At 63.2% G+C, this 16,783-nt stretch carries 19 protein-coding genes; 7 read left to right on the top strand and 12 right to left on the bottom strand.

Going from position 1 to position 16,783, the window contains the following annotated elements; genetic code table 11:
• Positions 1–44 precede the first annotated feature (44 nt).
• Both sdhA and M1D74_RS04630 read left to right on the top strand, forming a co-directional pair.
• Entirely contained in the window at positions 45–1,823 is a 1,779-nt protein-coding gene (sdhA, locus tag M1D74_RS04635) for a succinate dehydrogenase flavoprotein subunit (RefSeq protein WP_309070961.1), read from the top strand.
• Positions 1,823–2,611 carry a succinate dehydrogenase iron-sulfur subunit gene (locus M1D74_RS04630; protein WP_309070960.1) on the top strand — a complete coding sequence of 263 codons (789 nt, stop codon included), beginning with the start codon at positions 1,823–1,825 and terminating at the stop codon, positions 2,609–2,611. The genes sdhA and M1D74_RS04630 overlap by 1 nt, the downstream gene beginning before the upstream one ends.
• A 146-nt stretch (positions 2,612–2,757) precedes the next feature.
• On the opposite strand, the gene M1D74_RS04625 is transcribed toward M1D74_RS04630, so the two are convergent.
• The 5 genes from M1D74_RS04625 to M1D74_RS04605 are packed head-to-tail and all read right to left on the bottom strand — an operon-like array spanning position 2,758 to position 6,850.
• Positions 2,758–3,867 carry a YihY/virulence factor BrkB family protein gene (locus tag M1D74_RS04625; RefSeq protein WP_309070959.1) on the bottom strand — a complete coding sequence of 370 codons (1,110 nt, stop codon included), beginning with the start codon at positions 3,865–3,867 and terminating at the stop codon, positions 2,758–2,760.
• On the bottom strand, positions 3,827–4,432 hold the full coding sequence (locus tag M1D74_RS04620; RefSeq protein ID WP_309070958.1) for a 2'-5' RNA ligase family protein: 606 nt from the start codon (positions 4,430–4,432) through the stop codon (positions 3,827–3,829). The genes M1D74_RS04625 and M1D74_RS04620 overlap by 41 nt, the downstream gene beginning before the upstream one ends.
• A gap of 4 nt (positions 4,433–4,436) precedes the next feature.
• Entirely contained in the window at positions 4,437–5,483 is a 1,047-nt protein-coding gene (gene trpS, locus M1D74_RS04615; protein ID WP_309124295.1) for a tryptophan--tRNA ligase, read from the bottom strand.
• Position 5,484: 1 nt separating this feature from the next.
• Positions 5,485–6,336: an exodeoxyribonuclease III gene (locus M1D74_RS04610; protein WP_458116660.1), complete on the bottom strand. Its 852-nt coding sequence runs from the start codon at positions 6,334–6,336 to the stop codon at positions 5,485–5,487.
• Between the two features lie 22 nt (positions 6,337–6,358).
• Complete coding sequence (locus M1D74_RS04605) at positions 6,359–6,850, bottom strand: hypothetical protein (RefSeq protein ID WP_309070955.1); 492 nt, start codon at positions 6,848–6,850, stop codon at positions 6,359–6,361.
• Positions 6,851–7,040: 190 nt separating this feature from the next.
• On the opposite strand from M1D74_RS04605, the gene M1D74_RS04600 reads away from it, so the two are divergent.
• Positions 7,041–7,811 carry a hypothetical protein gene (locus tag M1D74_RS04600; protein ID WP_309070954.1) on the top strand — a complete coding sequence of 257 codons (771 nt, stop codon included), beginning with the start codon at positions 7,041–7,043 and terminating at the stop codon, positions 7,809–7,811.
• Positions 7,812–7,827: 16 nt separating this feature from the next.
• On the top strand, positions 7,828–8,511 hold the full coding sequence (locus tag M1D74_RS04595; RefSeq protein WP_458116659.1) for a class F sortase: 684 nt from the start codon (positions 7,828–7,830) through the stop codon (positions 8,509–8,511).
• Between the two features lie 34 nt (positions 8,512–8,545).
• Here M1D74_RS04595 and map read toward each other — a convergent pair whose 3' ends face one another.
• A complete protein-coding gene (map, locus tag M1D74_RS04590) occupies positions 8,546–9,322 on the bottom strand; it encodes a type I methionyl aminopeptidase (protein ID WP_309124298.1) in 777 nt (258 codons plus the stop codon).
• A gap of 41 nt (positions 9,323–9,363) precedes the next feature.
• On the opposite strand from map, the gene M1D74_RS04585 reads away from it, so the two are divergent.
• Entirely contained in the window at positions 9,364–9,636 is a 273-nt protein-coding gene (locus M1D74_RS04585; RefSeq protein WP_309070952.1) for a helix-turn-helix domain-containing protein, read from the top strand.
• A 32-nt stretch (positions 9,637–9,668) separates the two neighbouring features.
• On the opposite strand, the gene M1D74_RS04580 is transcribed toward M1D74_RS04585, so the two are convergent.
• The 6 genes from M1D74_RS04580 to glyA form a co-directional block, all read right to left on the bottom strand.
• A complete protein-coding gene (locus M1D74_RS04580) occupies positions 9,669–10,028 on the bottom strand; it encodes a VOC family protein (RefSeq protein WP_309070951.1) in 360 nt (119 codons plus the stop codon).
• 58 nt (positions 10,029–10,086) lie between these two features.
• On the bottom strand, positions 10,087–10,911 hold the full coding sequence (locus M1D74_RS04575; RefSeq protein ID WP_309070972.1) for an ABC transporter permease: 825 nt from the start codon (positions 10,909–10,911) through the stop codon (positions 10,087–10,089).
• A gap of 5 nt (positions 10,912–10,916) precedes the next feature.
• The gene (locus M1D74_RS04570; protein WP_458117134.1) at positions 10,917–11,798 is read right to left on the bottom strand and encodes an ABC transporter permease; all 882 of its coding nucleotides are present in this window, start codon (positions 11,796–11,798) and stop codon (positions 10,917–10,919) included.
• A 13-nt stretch (positions 11,799–11,811) separates the two neighbouring features.
• Complete coding sequence (locus M1D74_RS04565) at positions 11,812–12,753, bottom strand: ABC transporter ATP-binding protein (RefSeq protein ID WP_309070950.1); 942 nt, start codon at positions 12,751–12,753, stop codon at positions 11,812–11,814.
• A gap of 146 nt (positions 12,754–12,899) precedes the next feature.
• Positions 12,900–13,790 carry a bifunctional methylenetetrahydrofolate dehydrogenase/methenyltetrahydrofolate cyclohydrolase gene (locus tag M1D74_RS04560; protein ID WP_309070949.1) on the bottom strand — a complete coding sequence of 297 codons (891 nt, stop codon included), beginning with the start codon at positions 13,788–13,790 and terminating at the stop codon, positions 12,900–12,902.
• A 158-nt stretch (positions 13,791–13,948) separates the two neighbouring features.
• Positions 13,949–15,244 (bottom strand): serine hydroxymethyltransferase, encoded by a 1,296-nt coding sequence (gene glyA / locus M1D74_RS04555; protein WP_309070948.1) that lies wholly within the window; start codon positions 15,242–15,244, stop codon positions 13,949–13,951.
• A gap of 317 nt (positions 15,245–15,561) precedes the next feature.
• Here glyA and purU point away from each other — a divergent pair, with 317 nt between their 5' ends.
• Both purU and M1D74_RS04545 read left to right on the top strand, forming a co-directional pair.
• Positions 15,562–16,443 (top strand): formyltetrahydrofolate deformylase, encoded by an 882-nt coding sequence (gene purU / locus M1D74_RS04550; RefSeq protein ID WP_458116658.1) that lies wholly within the window; start codon positions 15,562–15,564, stop codon positions 16,441–16,443.
• A 21-nt stretch (positions 16,444–16,464) separates the two neighbouring features.
• Entirely contained in the window at positions 16,465–16,638 is a 174-nt protein-coding gene (locus M1D74_RS04545; protein WP_458116657.1) for a DUF1737 domain-containing protein, read from the top strand.
• The last annotated feature ends 145 nt before the right edge of the window (positions 16,639–16,783 follow it).

Genomic DNA, 16,783 nt, shown 5'->3' with positions numbered 1-16,783 from the left:
GATTCGGCTAGCTACATCGCTAGATTCAACAGAAAGAGCACAGTATGCAGGTCCATAAGTACGACGTCGTTATTGTGGGCGCCGGTGGCGCCGGCATGCGCGCCGCGATTGAATCCGGCCAGCGCGCAAGGACGGCTGTACTGACCAAGCTCTACCCCACCCGTTCCCACACGGGTGCGGCGCAGGGCGGCATGTGCGCCGCCCTGGCCAATGTCGAGGAAGACAACTGGGAATGGCACACCTTCGACACCGTCAAGGGCGGCGACTACCTCGTTGACCAGGACGCCGCCGAGGTCATGGCAAAGGAAGCCATCGACGCCGTGCTGGACCTCGAGAAGATGGGTCTGCCGTTCAACCGCACGCCCGAGGGCCGCATCGACCAGCGCCGCTTCGGAGGTCACACCCGCGATCACGGCAAAGCGCCGGTACGCCGCGCCTGCTACGCCGCCGACCGCACGGGTCACATGATCCTCCAGACGCTGTACCAAAACTGCGTCAAGCACAACGTCGAGTTCTTCAACGAGTACTACGTTCTGGACATGCTGACGGTGGACCAGGAAGTCACCGTCGACGGCGTAACCCGGATCCAGAAGCGTGTCGCCGGCGTCGTCGCCTATGACCTCGCCACCGGCGAACTGCATGTCTTCCAGGCAAAGTCCGTTGTGTTCGCGTCCGGCGGCGTCGGCAAGGTTTTCAAGACCACGTCGAACGCCCACACCCTGACCGGGGACGGCATGGGCATCGCGTTCCGGCGGGGAATCCCCCTGGAGGACATGGAATTCTTCCAGTTCCACCCGACCGGCCTCGCGGGCCTCGGAATCCTCCTCTCGGAGGCTGCCCGCGGCGAAGGCGCGATCCTCCGCAACTCGGAGGGCGAGCGTTTCATGGAGCGCTATGCGCCCACCATCAAGGATCTCGCTCCCCGCGACATCGTTGCGCGCTCAATGGCGAACGAGGTACGCGAGGGCCGTGGAGCCGGGCCGAACAAGGACTACGTCCTCCTCGACCTGACCCACCTGGAGCCGGCTCACATCGATGCCAAACTCCCGGACATCACGGAGTTCGCGCGCACCTACCTTGGTGTGGAGCCCTACACCGAGCCGGTCCCTGTTTTCCCGACGGCGCACTATGCCATGGGCGGCATCCCCACCAACATCAAGGCTGAGGTGCTGCAGGACAACGACACGGTCGTCCCAGGTCTTTACGCTGCCGGCGAGGTTGCCTGCGTTTCCGTTCACGGCTCCAACCGTCTCGGCACCAACTCGCTGCTGGACATCAATGTGTTCGGTAAGCGCGCGGGTATCGCTGCCGCCGAGTACGCCGCCACCGCTGAATTCGTGGAAATCCCTGATAATCCCTTGGTCGAGACTGAGCGCCTGCTGGACACCATGCGCAGCTCTGAGGGCGGCGAGCGGGTTTCACAGATCCGTCAGGAACTCCAGGACATCATGGATGCCAACGTTCAGGTGTTCCGGACGGAGCAGACTCTTCTCGAGGCCCTCGAGGTCATCGACAAGCTGGAAGAGCGCTACACCCGGGTCACTGTGCAGGACAAGGGCAAGCGGTTCAACCTGGACCTGCTGGAAGCCGTTGAGCTCGGCTTCCTGCTGGATATGGCGAAAGTGATGACTGCGGCCGCCCTGCACCGCAAGGAATCCCGCGGTGGTCACTTCCGCGAGGACTATCCTGAGCGTGATGACACGAATTTCATGACCCATTCCATGGCCTACAAGGACCCCTCCGCTGTCGAAACCAGCGGTGTGCGCCTTGAGACCAAACCGGTAGTCTTCACCCGTTACCAGCCCATGGAGCGTAAGTACTGATGAGCACACCAACTGTCGAAAAAGAACCGGCTTCAAAGGTCGACCTCGCACCAGGCGTCGGGGGCGGCGGTGAGATCCCCACCTTTGACATCACGCTGAAGGTGCGGCGCTACAACCCGGAGGTCTCGGACGAGGCGCACTGGGACGAGTGGAAGCTCACCATGTACGGCACAGACCGTGTGCTCGATGCCCTGCACAAGGTCAAGTGGGAACACGACGGCACTGTCTCGTTCCGCCGTTCCTGCGCCCACGGTGTCTGCGGCTCCGATGCCATGCGCATCAACGGGCGTAACCGGCTTGCCTGCAAGACCCTCCTGAAGGACCTCGACACCTCCAAGCCCATCCTGGTGGAGCCGATCAAGGGGCTTCCGGTGGAGAAGGACCTCATTGTCGACATGGAGCCGTTCTTCCAGTCCTACCGGGAGATCATGCCGTTCCTGGTGAACCGGGGCCATGAGCCGACGCGTGAACGCCTGCAGTCCGCCGAAGAGCGTGAGCGCTTCGACGACACCACCAAGTGCATCCTGTGCGCGGCCTGCACGTCGTCCTGCCCGGTCTTCTGGACCGATGGCCAGTACTTCGGTCCCGCCGCTATCGTCAACGCGCACCGCTTCATCTTCGACTCGCGTGACGACGCCGGAGACATGCGCCTCGAGATCCTCAACGACAAGGAAGGCGTGTGGCGCTGCCGCACCACCTTCAACTGCTCTGAGGCCTGCCCGCGTGGCATCCAGGTCACCCAGGCGATTGCCGAGGTGAAGCAGGCCATCCTGTCCCGGAAGGTCTAGCAGGAACCCGCACTCCAGCGCAGCACCAACAGAAGCACAAGTTCGCACTGACGACGGCGCGTGGCTACCGAGAGGTGGCCACGCGCCGTCGTCGTTCACGGAGCGTTGTGTGCAGCTGTGGCGGCTTCGGCCACCCAGTGGCAACCTTAGGTGCTTGAGACCTCCGGGGTGCGGGCGGCCCGGCTGCGCTGCCGCAACGACCGTGCGCGTCCGCCCCGGGCTGTGGACCCGGCCGTTCTGGCGTCCGCGGCCCCGATCGCTCCCCAGGCGGTCGCCAGCAGGTAGACCTGGCTCAACAGGAAGAACCAGACAAACAGGCCGAGGATGACGGCGAAGGGTGCGAGAAGCGGGTTGCGGTCCACGCCGGCCAGCAGGAGGGTGCTGAACGTGCGCAGGACCGTACTCCCGGCACCGGCGATCAGCGCGGCCTGAAGCAGCACGAGGCGGGGCATCTCTATTGCCGACGCTGAACGAAAGAGGATCACCGCGACGAGCGTGTCGAGCAGGAGCATGACAATGATGCCGGCGATTTGCGTCAACGGTCGCGCGGCGCTGTCGAAGCCCACCCATTGGAGAACCAGGTCGATCACGGTGTTCACAATTAGTCCGACGGCCGTTGTCACCACCAGCGCTACCCCGAGGACAAGCAGAATTCCGAGGTCCTTGAGCTTCATGAGCACCGGATTGGCCTGAACGGCCGGCACGTCGAAGATGCCGCGCATCCCCTCCCTGATCCCTGCGATCCAGCCAAGTGCGGTGAAGAGCAGGGTAACGGTCGAGATCAGCAGGGCCAGATTGAGCCCGGCCTCAAGACCGAACAGCTGGTCGGGGGTGGCGAAGCCTGAACGTCCGCCCTCGCCGTCGGTATCGATCAGGCCCGGTGTGGTGGAGTCGACCGCGCGTACGATCAGCCGCTGCAGCTCCGGGTCTCCGGAAATCACCAACCCGGCGATGGAGAAGCCCACGACCAGCAGTGCGGCGATGGCGAAGAACATGTTGTACGCGATGCCTGCCGCCATCAGGGGGCCGTGGCGGCTGATGTAGAGCTGGAAAGCGCGCATGGGGCGGAAGGCGTTCAGCCTGGCCAGCAGGTACTGGAAGGTGGCCAGGAGGACGGGCACTCCCCCGCCTTTTTCCCGCCGCGTGCGGCCCAGATCACGGCGGGCCTGCAGTACTTTCAGTGTGAGCTGCGCCCGGTCCGTGGGTAACGGGACGTCAGTTCCCTGCTTCTTCGCCGGCGGTAGCGTTCTGGCCAAAAGTGAGCTCTTCCCGTAGTTTCCACACACCTGTGACGTCGTGCTCGTACAGTCCCATGGTACGTACGGTGAAGGACGCCTCGAAGTCGTCAAGCTGGATCTCCGCAGAGTCCATGTTCGCCTCACTGACATCGTGGGCCACTGTGACGTGTGGATGGAAGGGGAATTCCAGCTCACGGGCGAGGGGGCCCGCCTGCAGCCGCCGGTGCAGGCTGACGCAGGCGTCAAACCCCTCGGTGACGTTGACAAAGACCACCGGTGTGAGCGGGCGGAACGTGCCCGTGCTCTTCAGGGTCACCGTGAACGGACGCTGTGCGGACGCAACCTCCCGCACATGGCGCAGGGTCGAAGGCCAGTCGCTGGCAGGAGTGGTGGTGATCAGCGTGATGTGGGGCGGGACAAGGGCGGCCATCGGGTCCCCGAAGGATGCCCGCCAGCGCTCCAGCTCACCGGCGATCGGCTCAGGGATGGGGATCACCACACCTACAAGCTTGCCCTCGACAGCACGCCGGCCTACTACATAGGTCGGTTGACGCTGCTCGGTTTCGCTGAGGGGATGGCTCATGATTCTAGAGGGCACCCGCCGGTCCGCGTCCGCGCGCTGGAAGGAAGCCTACTTTCGAATACACATCTGCCAGCGTAACGGACGCGATCTCCCGCGCCTTCTCCGCGCCGACCGCAAGCAGGCGGTCAAGCTCTGCCGGGTCCGCGAGCAACTCCAACGTGCGTGCACGAATCGGCTCAAGGCGGTCCACGACGACTTCAGCCAGTTCGACCTTCAAATGGCCGTACATGCGGCCCTCAAAGTGCCCGACGACGTCGTCCATGTTCTTGCCTGTCATCAGCGAGTAGATGGAGAGCAGGTTGGATACTCCCGGCTTCTCCTCGCGGTCGAAGCGCACCTCGGAGCCGTCATCCGTGACCGCGGACTTGATGCGCTTGGCAGTGACCTTCGGCTCGTCCATGATGTTGATCAGTCCGGTCGCAGAGCTCGCTGACTTCGACATCTTGGCCGTGGGATTCTGCAGATCGTAGATCTTCGCGGATTCCTTCTGGATGAAGGGTTTCGGGACGACGAAGGTCTCACCGAACCGGGTGTTGAACCGCTGCGCCAAATCCCTGCTCAGCTCGATGTGCTGGCGCTGGTCCTCTCCTACGGGGACGCCTTCGGGCTGATAGAGCAGGATGTCCGCAGCCTGCAGGATGGGGTAGGTGTACAGGCCCACCGATGTGGAGTCTGCACCCTGCTTAAGCGACTTGTCCTTGAATTGGGTCATGCGCGATGCCTCACCGAACCCGGTGATGCAGTTGAGCACCCAGGCGAGCTGCGCGTGCTCCGGAACATGGGACTGTACGAAGAGCGTGCACTTGTCCACGTCCACCCCTCCGGCAATGTACTGGGCGGCAGTCAGGCGCGTCCGCTCTCCCAGTTCGGCGGGATCCTGGGGAACCGTGATGGCGTGCAGGTCCGGGATGAAGTAAATGGCGTCATAGGAGTCCTGCATCTGGACCCACTGCAGGAGGGCGCCCAGATAGTTCCCAAGGTGCAGGGAACTGCCCGAGGGTTGCATGCCGGACAGTACTCGCTGCCGCGCTGGAGTGGAGGAGATGGTCATATCAGTCCTGGGGTTGTAAGAGCTGGTAGTCGACGACGAGCGGAGCGTGATCCGAGAAGCGTGCTTCCCAGGAATGCGCACGGTCAACAACGGCGGAAGTGGCGGCTGCAGCGAGCTCCGGGGTGGCGAGGTGGTAATCGATCCGCCAGCCGGCGTCGTTATCGAATGCCTTGCCGCGCCAGGACCACCACGTGTACGGTCCGTCGATCTCGCCCGCCAGGCCGCGGTGTACGTCGATCCAACCCACGGCGTCGCTGAAGAAATGATCGAAGTAGGCCCGCTCCTCGGGCAGGAACCCAGCCTTCTTCAGGTTGCCCTTCCAGTTCCGGATGTCCCGGGTGGTGTGGCCGACGTTCAGGTCCCCAACCACCAGGGCGTGGTCACGGGTAGCACGCAGTTCCTTGAGACGGGCCGACATCAGATCGAGGAAGCGGTACTTGTCTTCCTGCTGCGGTGATCCGGCCTCGCCGGAGTGCACATAGGCGCTGACAACGCTGAGCCTGGTTCCGTCCAGGTCGAAATCGGCCTCCACCCAGCGACCGGACGCCTCGAAGTATTCATCACCGATATGCTCACGGGTTTCGGTTGGCTCCAGACGGGATGCCACTGCGACCCCGGCCCGGCCCTTCGCTGCGGCTTCGGCGTGCAGGATGTGCCAGGAATCCCCGAGCAGTTCCCGCACGACCTTGTCAGGGGCGCGCACTTCCTGCAGACAGAGGATGTCGACCTCCCTGTCCGCAAGCCACTCTTCCATTCCCCTCCGGTAAGCGGCGCGGATTCCGTTCACGTTCACGGTGGCAATACGGAGTGCGTTGGGGTGCTTGCTGCTTCTCAGGGTTGGTGCCAAACTCACCCGATCAACCTTACCGGAGCCGTTAGTCGACGACGGTGCCCTCGACGGGGCCGTCGTCGTTGTTTTTCATCATGCTGCGTGCGTTGTGAGAGGTGATCTCGATCGTTTCGAGAGCGCGGTCCACCATGCCCTGGTCCTTGCCGAGGTGGTCGCGGATGACCCGCGCCTGCACCTGGACGATTTTGAAGCTGTGATCGAGCTTTTCGTCACGCATGGCGGAGCTTGCGCCGGCAGGCCCCCTGCCGGCCATGCCGCCGCCGGCGGTCCTGTTGAACTCATCGATCCGGGCGCTGGCCTTTCGGGCCGCCGAACGCACGGTGAACACCACGAAGCTGAAGATGAGCAGCCAGCCCAGGGAGATGATCACCACGAGCCAGCCGACGACGTCGTTCTCATTGGCCGCGAATACCACCGCGACCAGGAACACCACCAGCATGATGGCCATTCCGACGCCGCCCATCCGCAGGCTCAGGCCTCTACCCGCGGTCTTTCCAGAAGTTCCCAGTGGTTGCATGCCTCTATTGTCGCAAATCCGCACGGCCGTCCCGGCTTCTTCCACCAGCGGCGAAAAGGCGCCCTGAGAGTGCTGGGTTGGGCGGAATAAAAAATTATTCAGCTCACACCCATCCGTGACTCAGACCACGCCGAACTAAGGTCATGCGTACCTCTTCCGGTATGCGCCCCACTCGCTCCATGGAGGAATCATGAACAAGAAAGCTCTTTTCGCAGTCCCTACCCTGGCTGTTGGCCTGCTCGCAATGGGCGGCGCTCCCGCCATGGCTGACGGTGCCGACGGAACATACACCTCGACCCTCGGTCAGCTGAGTGGAACCACTGGCTCAGCCACCATGACTGTCACCCTGCAGGGCAATGAAGCCACCGTGGACCTCCGGGTCTCCGGTCTTGCCGAGAAGTTCATGGATGGTGCCTACCCGCACGTCCAGCACATCCACGGCGGAGCGCAGGGCACTTGCCCCACGCCGGATGCTGACGAGAACGGCGACGGCATCCTCTCCACCACCGAAGGTGCACCCTTCTATGGTGGAATCCTGAGCACGATCGGTACAAGCGGTGACACCAGCGCAGACGCCGGTCTTGACCTTACTCTCGGCGGCCAGGGCGGTAACTACACCATCCAGCGCACGTTCGAGATGAACCAGGAAACTCAGGACGCGCTCAAGGCAGGAACGGCCGTCATGGTCGTCCATGGCCTGGACCCGGCTACTTCCAGCAGTGAAGAAGCATTCAACGCTCCGAGCGACCTCGAGGAGTCACTGCCCCTCGGTGCTACTTCCCCGGCCCTCTGTGGGACCCTTGTCGCTTCTCAGATGGGCGCCATGCCCCAAGGCGGTGCCGACACCGGTGTTGAGCAGCAGACCGGCTCCAACCTGGGCATGATCGCCCTCGGTGGCGGCCTGGTCCTGGCAGCAGCTGCAGGCGGCACCTACGCCGTCCGTCGCTCAACCACCAAGTAGGGACTGATCTGATCTCATGATCAGCTTCAACTCCGGCCGCCGCAGAAACTTCGCAGTTTCTGCGGCGGCCGCCCTTCTGGTACTGACCGGTTGCGGCAGCACCGACACCGGCCCGAGTGCCCAAGCTCCCACCACGACGACGACGGCGCCCACGGCTTCTGCGTCGGCTCCAGCCTCTGCTTCCCCCACCCCCGCTGCCTCGACAACTCCCACCGCCGAGACCACTCCGGAGCTGCCCGCGGTGCTTGAGGCTTCCGAACCGGTGTCCTTCTCGATTCCCGTGATCGGTGCCGGCTCAGACCTGCTGTCGCTGGGGCTGCGGGAGAACGGCAGCCTCGAGGTGCCGCCCGATGGTCCGGGTGCGCCTGCAAGCTGGTACAACCAATCCCCCACGCCTGGTGAGCGTGGGCCCTCCGTCCTGCTGGGCCATGTCAACGCCACCGACGGCGGACCGGGAGTCTTCGAGGACCTGAGGAGCCTGAAAGCCGGTGACCTGATCGAGGTTGTGCGGGCTGACGGTTCGACCGCCACCTTTGAAATGGTGCGGGGCGAGCAGTACCCGAAGGACGATTTCCCGACCGAAACGGTATACGGCAACACAGCTGGCGCGGAACTCCGCCTGATCACCTGCGACGGTTATGACCCGGCCACCGGGTTGTTCGACGACAACTACGTGATCTTCGCGCAGCTCGTTCTCTGAGAGTCCATAGCAGGGGTCGTCCTGCGATCAGGTTCTAGACCTGATGGGTCGCGGTCAGGATCTGCGGCCCGTCCTCGGTGATAGCTACGGTGTGCTCTGAATGTGCGGTGCGTCCGCCGTTGGCACTACGAAGCGTCCAGCCATCCGCGTCAATTCTGAGGTTTTTGGTGCCGGCCATCACCCATGGCTCGATGGCCAGAAGCATGCCCGGCCTCAACGTGAAACCCCTGCCCGGGCGCCCGATGTTCGAGATATGCGGGTCCTGGTGCATGGTGCTACCCACCCCGTGACCGCCGAACTCGGTGTTGACCTCATAGCCGGCACCGGTCAGGACAGTTCCGATCGCGTAGGAGATGTCACCGATCTTGTTGCCCGGCTGGGCTGCTGCGATTCCGGCAGACAGCGCCGCCGTCGTTGTGTCAATCAGGTGCTGGTCCTGCTCGTTGACCGGCCGTCCCACCACGAAGCTGACCGCCGCGTCGGCCACCCAGCCGCCCAACTCCACGGCGAAGTCGAGGGTAAGGAGGTCCCCCTGCCCCAACGCATAGTCGTGCGGCAGGCCATGCAGCACCGCATCGTTCACCGAGGTGCAGATGACCTTGCCGAAGGGGCCACGCCCGAAGGAGGGTGCGTAGTCGACGTAGCAGGAACGCGCCTGGGCCTCATCGATCATTGCCCGCGCCCAGGAATCAAGCTCCAACAGGTTGGTACCCGGCTGGGTGCGTCGCTTGAGCTCCTGCAGGACCCGCGCCACCAGCTGTCCTGCGGGACGGGCAGCTTCGAGCTCGCGCGGGGTGAGAATTTCGATCATCATAACCTCCGGTATAACAATACCGGTATTACTATACAGACATGGTTAGAGTTCCCCTCGACCCCGAGGACATCCGGCGTGGTCAGGCATTAGGGCAGCTGATTCGCGAGGCGCGGGCTGACAGAACCCTGGGTCACGTGGCAGCAGCGGCCGGCATCTCGCCGGAGACCCTGCGCAAAATCGAGACGGGACGCATCGCCACCCCATCCTTCGCTATCGTCGCCGCCTTGGCCGACGAGCTCGACATATCAATGGACGATCTGTGGTCCCTCGTCAAAGCCTCAGGAAGTGCACCACTGCGTGATGCGTCATAGCTGCCTGACGCCTCTCCTGGGTGTTTGAACCTTCACCACGACACGAGACAAAACGGGTGTCCTGCGGGATCGAGGTAGACGCGGAAGGTCCCGGTTCCCGAGTCCATGCTGGTAGCGCCCAGCGCCAACACCTTCTGCTCGGCGACATCCAGGTCAGCCACCCGGATGTCCAGGTGCACCTGCTGCGGGATGTCCTGACTCGGCCAGGTGGGCGGCGTGTAGCCCTCAACCGGCTGGAAGGCGAGCGCCGGGCGGTCAGGGGCGTCCCCGATGGTGATCCACCCGTTCTCGTCATGCTGGACGCGGATCATCCCCAGCAGGTCCTCGTAGAAGGACGCCAGCTGGTCCGAGTTTGAACAGTCGAAGACGGTTGCGTGCCATTTCCCAATCATCGTTCCAGTATCTGCTGCTCAAGCAGGGCTGGAAAGGAAGAGCAGGACAGCGACTGTCCTATTTCAAGAACAGTTTTCGGAGTCGCGTGGTGGTGAGCACCATGCCGACGAGGATCATTACGAGATAGTAGGTCACGTGAATCGCCGTTGCCGGAGTGAAGATACCGACGCTGAGCTGCCGAAGCAGCTCCACCCCGTGCCAGAGTGGAAGCGCCTGAATGAACCACTGGATGCCCTGCGGGTACACACTGAGCGGATAGAACGTGGCCGAGAACAGGAACATCGGCAGCATGACGAAGTTGATCCAGTCCATCTGCTGGAACGTCTTCATGTAGCTGGTGATGCCCATGCCAAAGGACGCGAATCCAAACGCGATCAACACCGACGCTGGAACCATGAGGAGCGCCCAGGGAGTTGTGATCAAACCCATCAGCCCCATTACTGCCGTGAATCCGGTGGCGTAAAGCGCACCGCGAAGCAGTGCGAGAAAGATCTCGCCGATCGCGACATCCAGCGGCCCGAGCGAGGTGTAGAGCATGCCCTGGTACAGCTTCGCGAAGTTCATCTTGAAGAACACATTCCAGGTGGAGTCGTAGACCGCACCGTTCATGGCAGAGACCGCCAGCAGGGCCGGCGCAATATAGGCGGCGTAGCTAATCTCCTCCCCACCGGGCCCGACGACGGTTCCCACCAGGGCTCCGAGGCCCACGCCCATGGAGATGAGATACAGCACCGGCTCGAAGAAGCCGGAAACCATGATCAGCCAATTGCTGCTCTTCGTGGCGCGGAGGCCCCGAGCGATCACCGCCCTGGCGTTGCGGGCATAGAGCGCACTGAACGGACGGTCCTTGACCTGGACGCGGTAGTCCTCTTCGGTCAGCACGTTGCTCACTGGCCCAACCTCCGTTCATAGACACGACGGGCCAGGACCCACCCGAGAAGCGCGAGTCCCACGAGATAGGCAACATGGATCACGGAAAGCCACAATGGTTCGGAGTAGCCGTAGGTAAGAACCCGCCCGAGCTCCGTGCCGTGCCATAGCGGGGAGATCCAACCTATCCATTGCAGGAAGACGGGAAGAGTATCCAGCGGGAAGAACGTTCCCGAGAACAGGAACAGCGGGGTCACGATGAAGCGCATAACGAGGGCGAACTGCCCCTTGTCGTCGGTGATGCTCGCGGAGTAGGCCATGAGCGGCAGACCGAAGGACAGCCCGCACACGACCGCGACGACGATGGCCACGGAGCCCCAGGCTGACGGGGACGCACCGAATGCAGCGACGATTCCAAAGTAGATGGCTGACATCAGAAACAGCCGGAGGGAGATTGCGACGATGTAGCCGTTGACAATCTGGTGCACGGCCAACGGAGAGGCATGCGGTCCGTAGTACACGCGCCGCCATTTGAAGCCGTCCATGACGGGGTAGGTGAATTCCGTTGCCGCCGTCATGATCGTGGCTGACGACAACAGGGCTGGGGCGATGAAGGCGAGGTAACTGACCCCGCCGAACGCGCTCTCCGCGCTGTTGTTGTCCACCAGTGTGGCAAGACCCACGCCCATCGCGAAGAGATACATCACGGGGTTGCCGACGCTGTACGCGAGGAGGGTCCAACGGTAGCCGTTCATCACCTTGAGGGCGTGCTCAGCGTAGTACCAGGAGCCGAACTTGCGGGCTCGCTCCGCCGAGACCATCGGTGAGTGCGCAGAGAGGGTGCGCACCGTCGTCGTTGGTTGCGCGGTGCGGCCGCCTGGAGCGGACGGCTCCGGCATGCCGGTGTGCTGGCTAGTCAATGAGACTCCTGCCGGTCAGGCGCAGGAACACGTCCTCGAGGGAGGACCGGCGCACCAGTGATGTGATCGGGTGGAGACCGCGGGCAGTGACCTGCTCGAGTGCGGACTCGCCGTCGTGGGTATAGATCAGGACGCGGTCCGGTAGGGGCTCGAGCCGTTCGCCGATTCCCGCAAGGTCGGCAGCGACGGTTGCATTGCGCTCCGAGCCGAAGCGCAGTTCAAGGACCTCCCGCGTAGAGTGCTCGCGGATGAGCGTGGAGGGCGAGCCCTCGGCCATGATCTGTCCCTTGTCGACGACGACGAGGCGGTCACAGAGTTGCTCCGCCTCATCCATGTAGTGGGTCGTGAGGATCAGGGTAACGCCCGACTCCTTGAGACGGAACAGACGGTCCCACAGGATGTGCCGTGCCTGGGGGTCGAGACCGGTCGTGGGCTCGTCGAGGAGGAGGATCTTCGGTTCATTGATGAGTGACCGGGCGATTGTCAGGCGGCGTTTCATGCCTCCGGACAGCGAGTCCACCTTGGCCTTCGCCTTGTCAGTGAGCTGGGCAAATTCCAGCAGTTCATCGGCTTTCGGCTTGAGGTAGCTCATCGGCAGCCCGAAGTAACGGCCATAAACCAGAAGGTTGTCGCGGACGCGCAATTCCTCATCCAGGTTGTCCTGCTGAGGAACGACGCCAAGGTGTGCCCGGACCTCCGGACCGTGCTGCTCCGGATCCAGACCCATGATCGTGAGCTTTCCGGACGTGCGCTGGGAGACTCCGCCGATCATCTTCATGGTTGTCGACTTGCCGGCACCATTCGGGCCCAGGAGCCCGAAGGACTCACCCGCCGGTACGTCGAAGGAGATGCCGTTGACGGCGGCGAAGTCACCGTAGTGCTTGGTCAGTTGATCGGCAGAGATGACGTAGTTCGTATTGGTTTGGTTGGGCACCAGATCAGCCTAGAGGACTTAAGTCATTGGCAAAAGCCAATCGATGGGGGTCGAGGACAGCGAATGTCCACATCGGTTCGGTCTTCCTGTTAACGCCGTCGGCCGCTCCCCACCAGGGAAGCGGCCGACAACACAAGAGGGACCGGTTACTTGCCGATGCCCGCCTGCCGTTCGGCGGCTTCGACCACGTTGGCAAGCAGCATGGCGCGGGTCATAGGCCCCACCCCTCCCGGGTTCGGCGAGAGCCAACCGGCAACGCCCGAGGCGTCCGGAGCAACGTCCCCGCGCAGGGTAGCTTTGCCGGAGTCCGGATCGACCACGCGGGTGACACCGACGTCGAGGACGATAGCCCCGGGCTTCAGGTGCTCAGCAGTGATCATGCCCGGCATACCGGCTGCCGCAACAACGACGTCGGCCTCGCTGAGGTGCCGCGGAAGGTCCACGGTTCCGGTGTGCGCCAGCGTGACCGTGGCATTGATGGCGCGCCGAGTGAGCAGGAGACCCAGCGGCCGCCCCACCGTGACGCCGCGTCCAACGACAAGCACATTCTTTCCCTTGAGGTGAATGTCATGCCGCAGCAGCAGTTCGACGATGCCGTGCGGAGTGCAGGGCAGCGGCGAGTCCAGGCGCGCATTGACGTTCAGGACGAGCTTCCCGAGATTGGTCGGGTGCAAACCGTCCGCGTCCTTTTCCGGAGCCATCCGCTCAAGGATGGCGTGGGCGTCGATGTGCGCAGGGAGAGGCAACTGCACGATGTAGCCGGTGGTGGCGTCGTCGTCGTTCAGTTCATCGATGACCTTCTCAAGGTCTTCCTGGGTGATGTCACCGGGAAGGTCACGGCGGATCGAATTGATACCCACCTGCTCGCAGTCGCGGTGCTTACCGGCGACGTAGGAGTGGCTTCCCGGGTCGTCGCCTACCAATACCGTGCCCAGCCCGGGCGTCACGCCCTGGTTCTTCAGGGCTTTGACCCGCTCTGCCAATTCACCCCGAATGGTGGCCGCAGTGGCCTTGCCGTCAAGAATCTGTGCGCTCATTTACGCGGCTCCTCTGTTGAGCTGTTGTCCGTCTAGCTCCTCGAGCAAAAAAGCTTTCCCACGTTCGCAACACCCTGTGAAGCAGCATTCGTCTGCGGGAATCTCATATTGGTCGGAGCGTGCTGCTTCCGATTCCAGTGCGCGGGGAGGGAGGTCTTCTACCATTCCTCGTGCCCGGGGTACAGCGGGAAGTCCGCAGCCAGGCGGGATACGCGGGCACGCAGCGCTTCGATGTCAGCTCCGGGCTTGAGTACAGCAGCGATGATCTCGCCGACCTCAGTGAATTCTGTGGCGCCGAAGCCGCGGGTGGCCAAAGCCGGAGTACCGATGCGGAGACCGGAGGTGACCATCGGCGGGCGGGGGTCATTCGGGACAGCATTGCGGTTGACCGTGATGCCGACCGAGTGCAGCAGATCCTCGGCCTGCTGACCGTCCAGTTCGGAGTTGCGGAGGTCGACCAGCACCAGGTGAACATCCGTGCCACCGGTGAGGACCGAGACTCCGTGTTCAGTGACGTCCGACCCCATCAGTCGCTCGGCAATGATGCGGGCGCCTTCGAGGACGCGCTCCTGGCGTTCCTTGAACTCTTCCGATCCGGCGATCTTGAATGCCGTTGCCTTGGCCGCAATGATGTGCATGAGCGGGCCGCCCTGCTGGCCCGGGAAGACGCTGGAGTTCAACTTCTTCGCCCAGTCCTGCTTGGCCAGGATCACGCCCGAGCGCGGACCGGACAGGGTCTTGTGCACGGTGGAAGTGACGACGTCGGAGTGTGGGACCGGGCTCGGGTGCAGGCCGGCAGCCACGAGACCCGCGAAGTGCGCCATGTCAGTCCAGAGCAACGCACCGACCTCGTCAGCGATGGAACGGAATGCCGCGAAGTCGAGGTGACGGGGGTAGGCAGACCAGCCGGCGATGATGACCTGGGGCTTCTCGGCGATTGCCTGCTCCCGGACACGCTCCATGTCGAGGCGGTGGGTATCGCTTTCGACACCGTATGCCGCCACCTCGTACAGCTTGCCGGAGAAGTTCAGCTTCATGCCGTGTGTGAGGTGACCACCGTGAGCCAGGGAAAGACCCATGATCTTGTCCCCCGGCTTGATCATCGCGGCCAGGGCTGCAGCGTTTGCCTGGGCACCGGAGTGCGGCTGAACGTTGGCGTACTCTGCGCCGAAGAGAGCCTTGACCCGCTCGATAGCGAGGTTCTCCGCGACGTCCACGTGCTCGCAACCGCCGTAATAGCGCCGGCCCGGGTAGCCCTCCGCGTACTTGTTGGTGAGGACTGACCCCTGGGCTTCGAGCACCGAGCGCGGAGCGAAGTTCTCAGAGGCGATCATTTCGAGGGTGTCGCGCTGGCGGGCAAGCTCGTCGTTGAGGACTGCAGCGATTTCCGGGTCCACCTCGGAAAGCGGCGCGTTGGTGACGGACTGGGTCACAGAAGGAGAGGATGAAGTCACGGGGATGCTCCTGATAATGAGGGGGCGTTTCTACAGGTCAGGCTACCTGTTGACCCCTGCGCACCCGAAGTTCAGGGGCGAGGGCAACAGAGGGGGACTTGACCCACGGCCCAGGCGTGCGATCCGTGGTCGGCGCTGCGCGCCGTCGTCGTACGTGTGTACAGCGGACAGCGCATGCCGCTTCCTGGTGGTTGCCCACCTAACGCCAGTCGCGACCATGCCATTCTAGACGGTTACCTGCCGGAGGTTGCAGCACTGTTTCGGACAGTGACAGCGGTGCGGGACTTCGCCCTCTTCCTGCCCGGTAACCTTGGAGCGTGACTGAAGCTGTACAGGCCGGCGTTCCCGGCAACGCCCCGTCGTCGTTCATTCTGACTCTCTCCTGTAATGACCGCCCCGGGATTGTCCATGCCGTCTCAGGTGCGCTGGTGGCTGCCGGGTGCAACATCATCGAATCGCAGCAGTATGGCAGCCCGGAATCGGGCACGTTCTTCATGCGGGTGGCCATTTCCACCCTGTCGGACGGCAGTGCCGTCGAAGCACACCTCGCGCCGGTGGCAGCAACGTTCGGAATGACCTGGGGACTGTATAGCGAGGGATCCCCGGCGCGCACGCTGATCATGGCCTCCAAATCGGCGCACTGCCTCAACGACCTGCTATTCCAGCAGCGCGCGGGTATGCTTCCGATCGAGGTGCCGGTCATCGTCTCGAACCACACGGATCTGGCAGACCTCGCCGCGTTTTATGGGATCCCCTTTCACCACGTGCCCGTGTCCGCGGACGGAAAAGAGGCAGCCGAGGAACGGCTGCTTGAACTGGTGGAGGAGCACCGCATCGAGCTCGTTGTCCTTGCCCGGTACATGCAGGTGCTCAGCGACAACCTGTGTTCACAGCTCGTGGGGAGGGCGATCAATATCCACCACTCGTTCCTGCCGTCCTTCAAGGGTGCGCGCCCTTACCACCAGGCACATGCCCGCGGCGTGAAGCTGATCGGCGCGACGGCGCACTATGTGACCCCCGCGTTGGACGAGGGACCGATCATTGAGCAGGAAGTCATCCGGGTCAGCCATGCCCGGACCGCACCGCAGCTGGTGGCCATGGGCGCGGACGTTGAAAGCCGAACCTTGGCGCAAGCCGTGAAGTGGCATGCCGAACACCGTGTCCTGCTCGACGGAACGCGGACTGTCGTCTTCAACTGACACTCGTTATTAGGAGCACCCATGAGCGACGAAACACCCCTGCGCTACCGCGTACTCACCGGCCCCGACGACCGCACCTTCTGCGCGCGCGTCAGTGAAGCCCTCGAGAGCGGATACAGGTTGCACGGCTCCCCCTCCATTACATATAACGGCGACCGCGTGATCGTGGCCCAGGCTGTAGTCCTCGAGGACTGAGCTTTGTGAGGGTGGTGCCCTGCCGTCTTCCGCCGCCTCTCCCTCCCCCGTCCCCCCTTGCCCCTCCTGCTCGGGAAAATTGAGCAATCCGAACCCCGAGGTGCGCATTTCGCGCGTCTGAGTCCGGAATGCTCAATTTGTCGGG

It is taken from the genome of Arthrobacter sp. D2-10, from assembly GCF_054161285.1.
The sequence above is the reverse complement of the archived record's forward strand: the minus strand, read 5'-3'. Positions and strand labels throughout refer to the sequence as shown.

What these genes read in the sequence shown, in the direction of transcription:
- sdhA (WP_309070961.1), top strand. Translation starts at nt 45, where the DNA reads ATGCAGGTCCATAAGTACGACGTCGTTATTGTGGGCGCCGGTGGCGCC.
- M1D74_RS04630 (WP_309070960.1), top strand. Translation starts at nt 1,823, where the DNA reads ATGAGCACACCAACTGTCGAAAAAGAACCGGCTTCAAAGGTCGACCTC.
- M1D74_RS04620 (WP_309070958.1), bottom strand. Translation starts at nt 4,432, where the DNA reads ATGAGCCATCCCCTCAGCGAAACCGAGCAGCGTCAACCGACCTATGTA.
- trpS (WP_309124295.1), bottom strand. Translation starts at nt 5,483, where the DNA reads ATGACCATCTCCTCCACTCCAGCGCGGCAGCGAGTACTGTCCGGCATG.
- M1D74_RS04605 (WP_309070955.1), bottom strand. Translation starts at nt 6,850, where the DNA reads ATGCAACCACTGGGAACTTCTGGAAAGACCGCGGGTAGAGGCCTGAGC.
- M1D74_RS04600 (WP_309070954.1), top strand. Translation starts at nt 7,041, where the DNA reads ATGAACAAGAAAGCTCTTTTCGCAGTCCCTACCCTGGCTGTTGGCCTG.
- M1D74_RS04595 (WP_458116659.1), top strand. Translation starts at nt 7,828, where the DNA reads ATGATCAGCTTCAACTCCGGCCGCCGCAGAAACTTCGCAGTTTCTGCG.
- map (WP_309124298.1), bottom strand. Translation starts at nt 9,322, where the DNA reads ATGATCGAAATTCTCACCCCGCGCGAGCTCGAAGCTGCCCGTCCCGCA.
- M1D74_RS04585 (WP_309070952.1), top strand. Translation starts at nt 9,364, where the DNA reads ATGGTTAGAGTTCCCCTCGACCCCGAGGACATCCGGCGTGGTCAGGCA.
- M1D74_RS04580 (WP_309070951.1), bottom strand. Translation starts at nt 10,028, where the DNA reads ATGATTGGGAAATGGCACGCAACCGTCTTCGACTGTTCAAACTCGGAC.
- M1D74_RS04570 (WP_458117134.1), bottom strand. Translation starts at nt 11,798, where the DNA reads ATGCCGGAGCCGTCCGCTCCAGGCGGCCGCACCGCGCAACCAACGACG.
- M1D74_RS04560 (WP_309070949.1), bottom strand. Translation starts at nt 13,790, where the DNA reads ATGAGCGCACAGATTCTTGACGGCAAGGCCACTGCGGCCACCATTCGG.
- M1D74_RS04545 (WP_458116657.1), top strand. Translation starts at nt 16,465, where the DNA reads ATGAGCGACGAAACACCCCTGCGCTACCGCGTACTCACCGGCCCCGAC.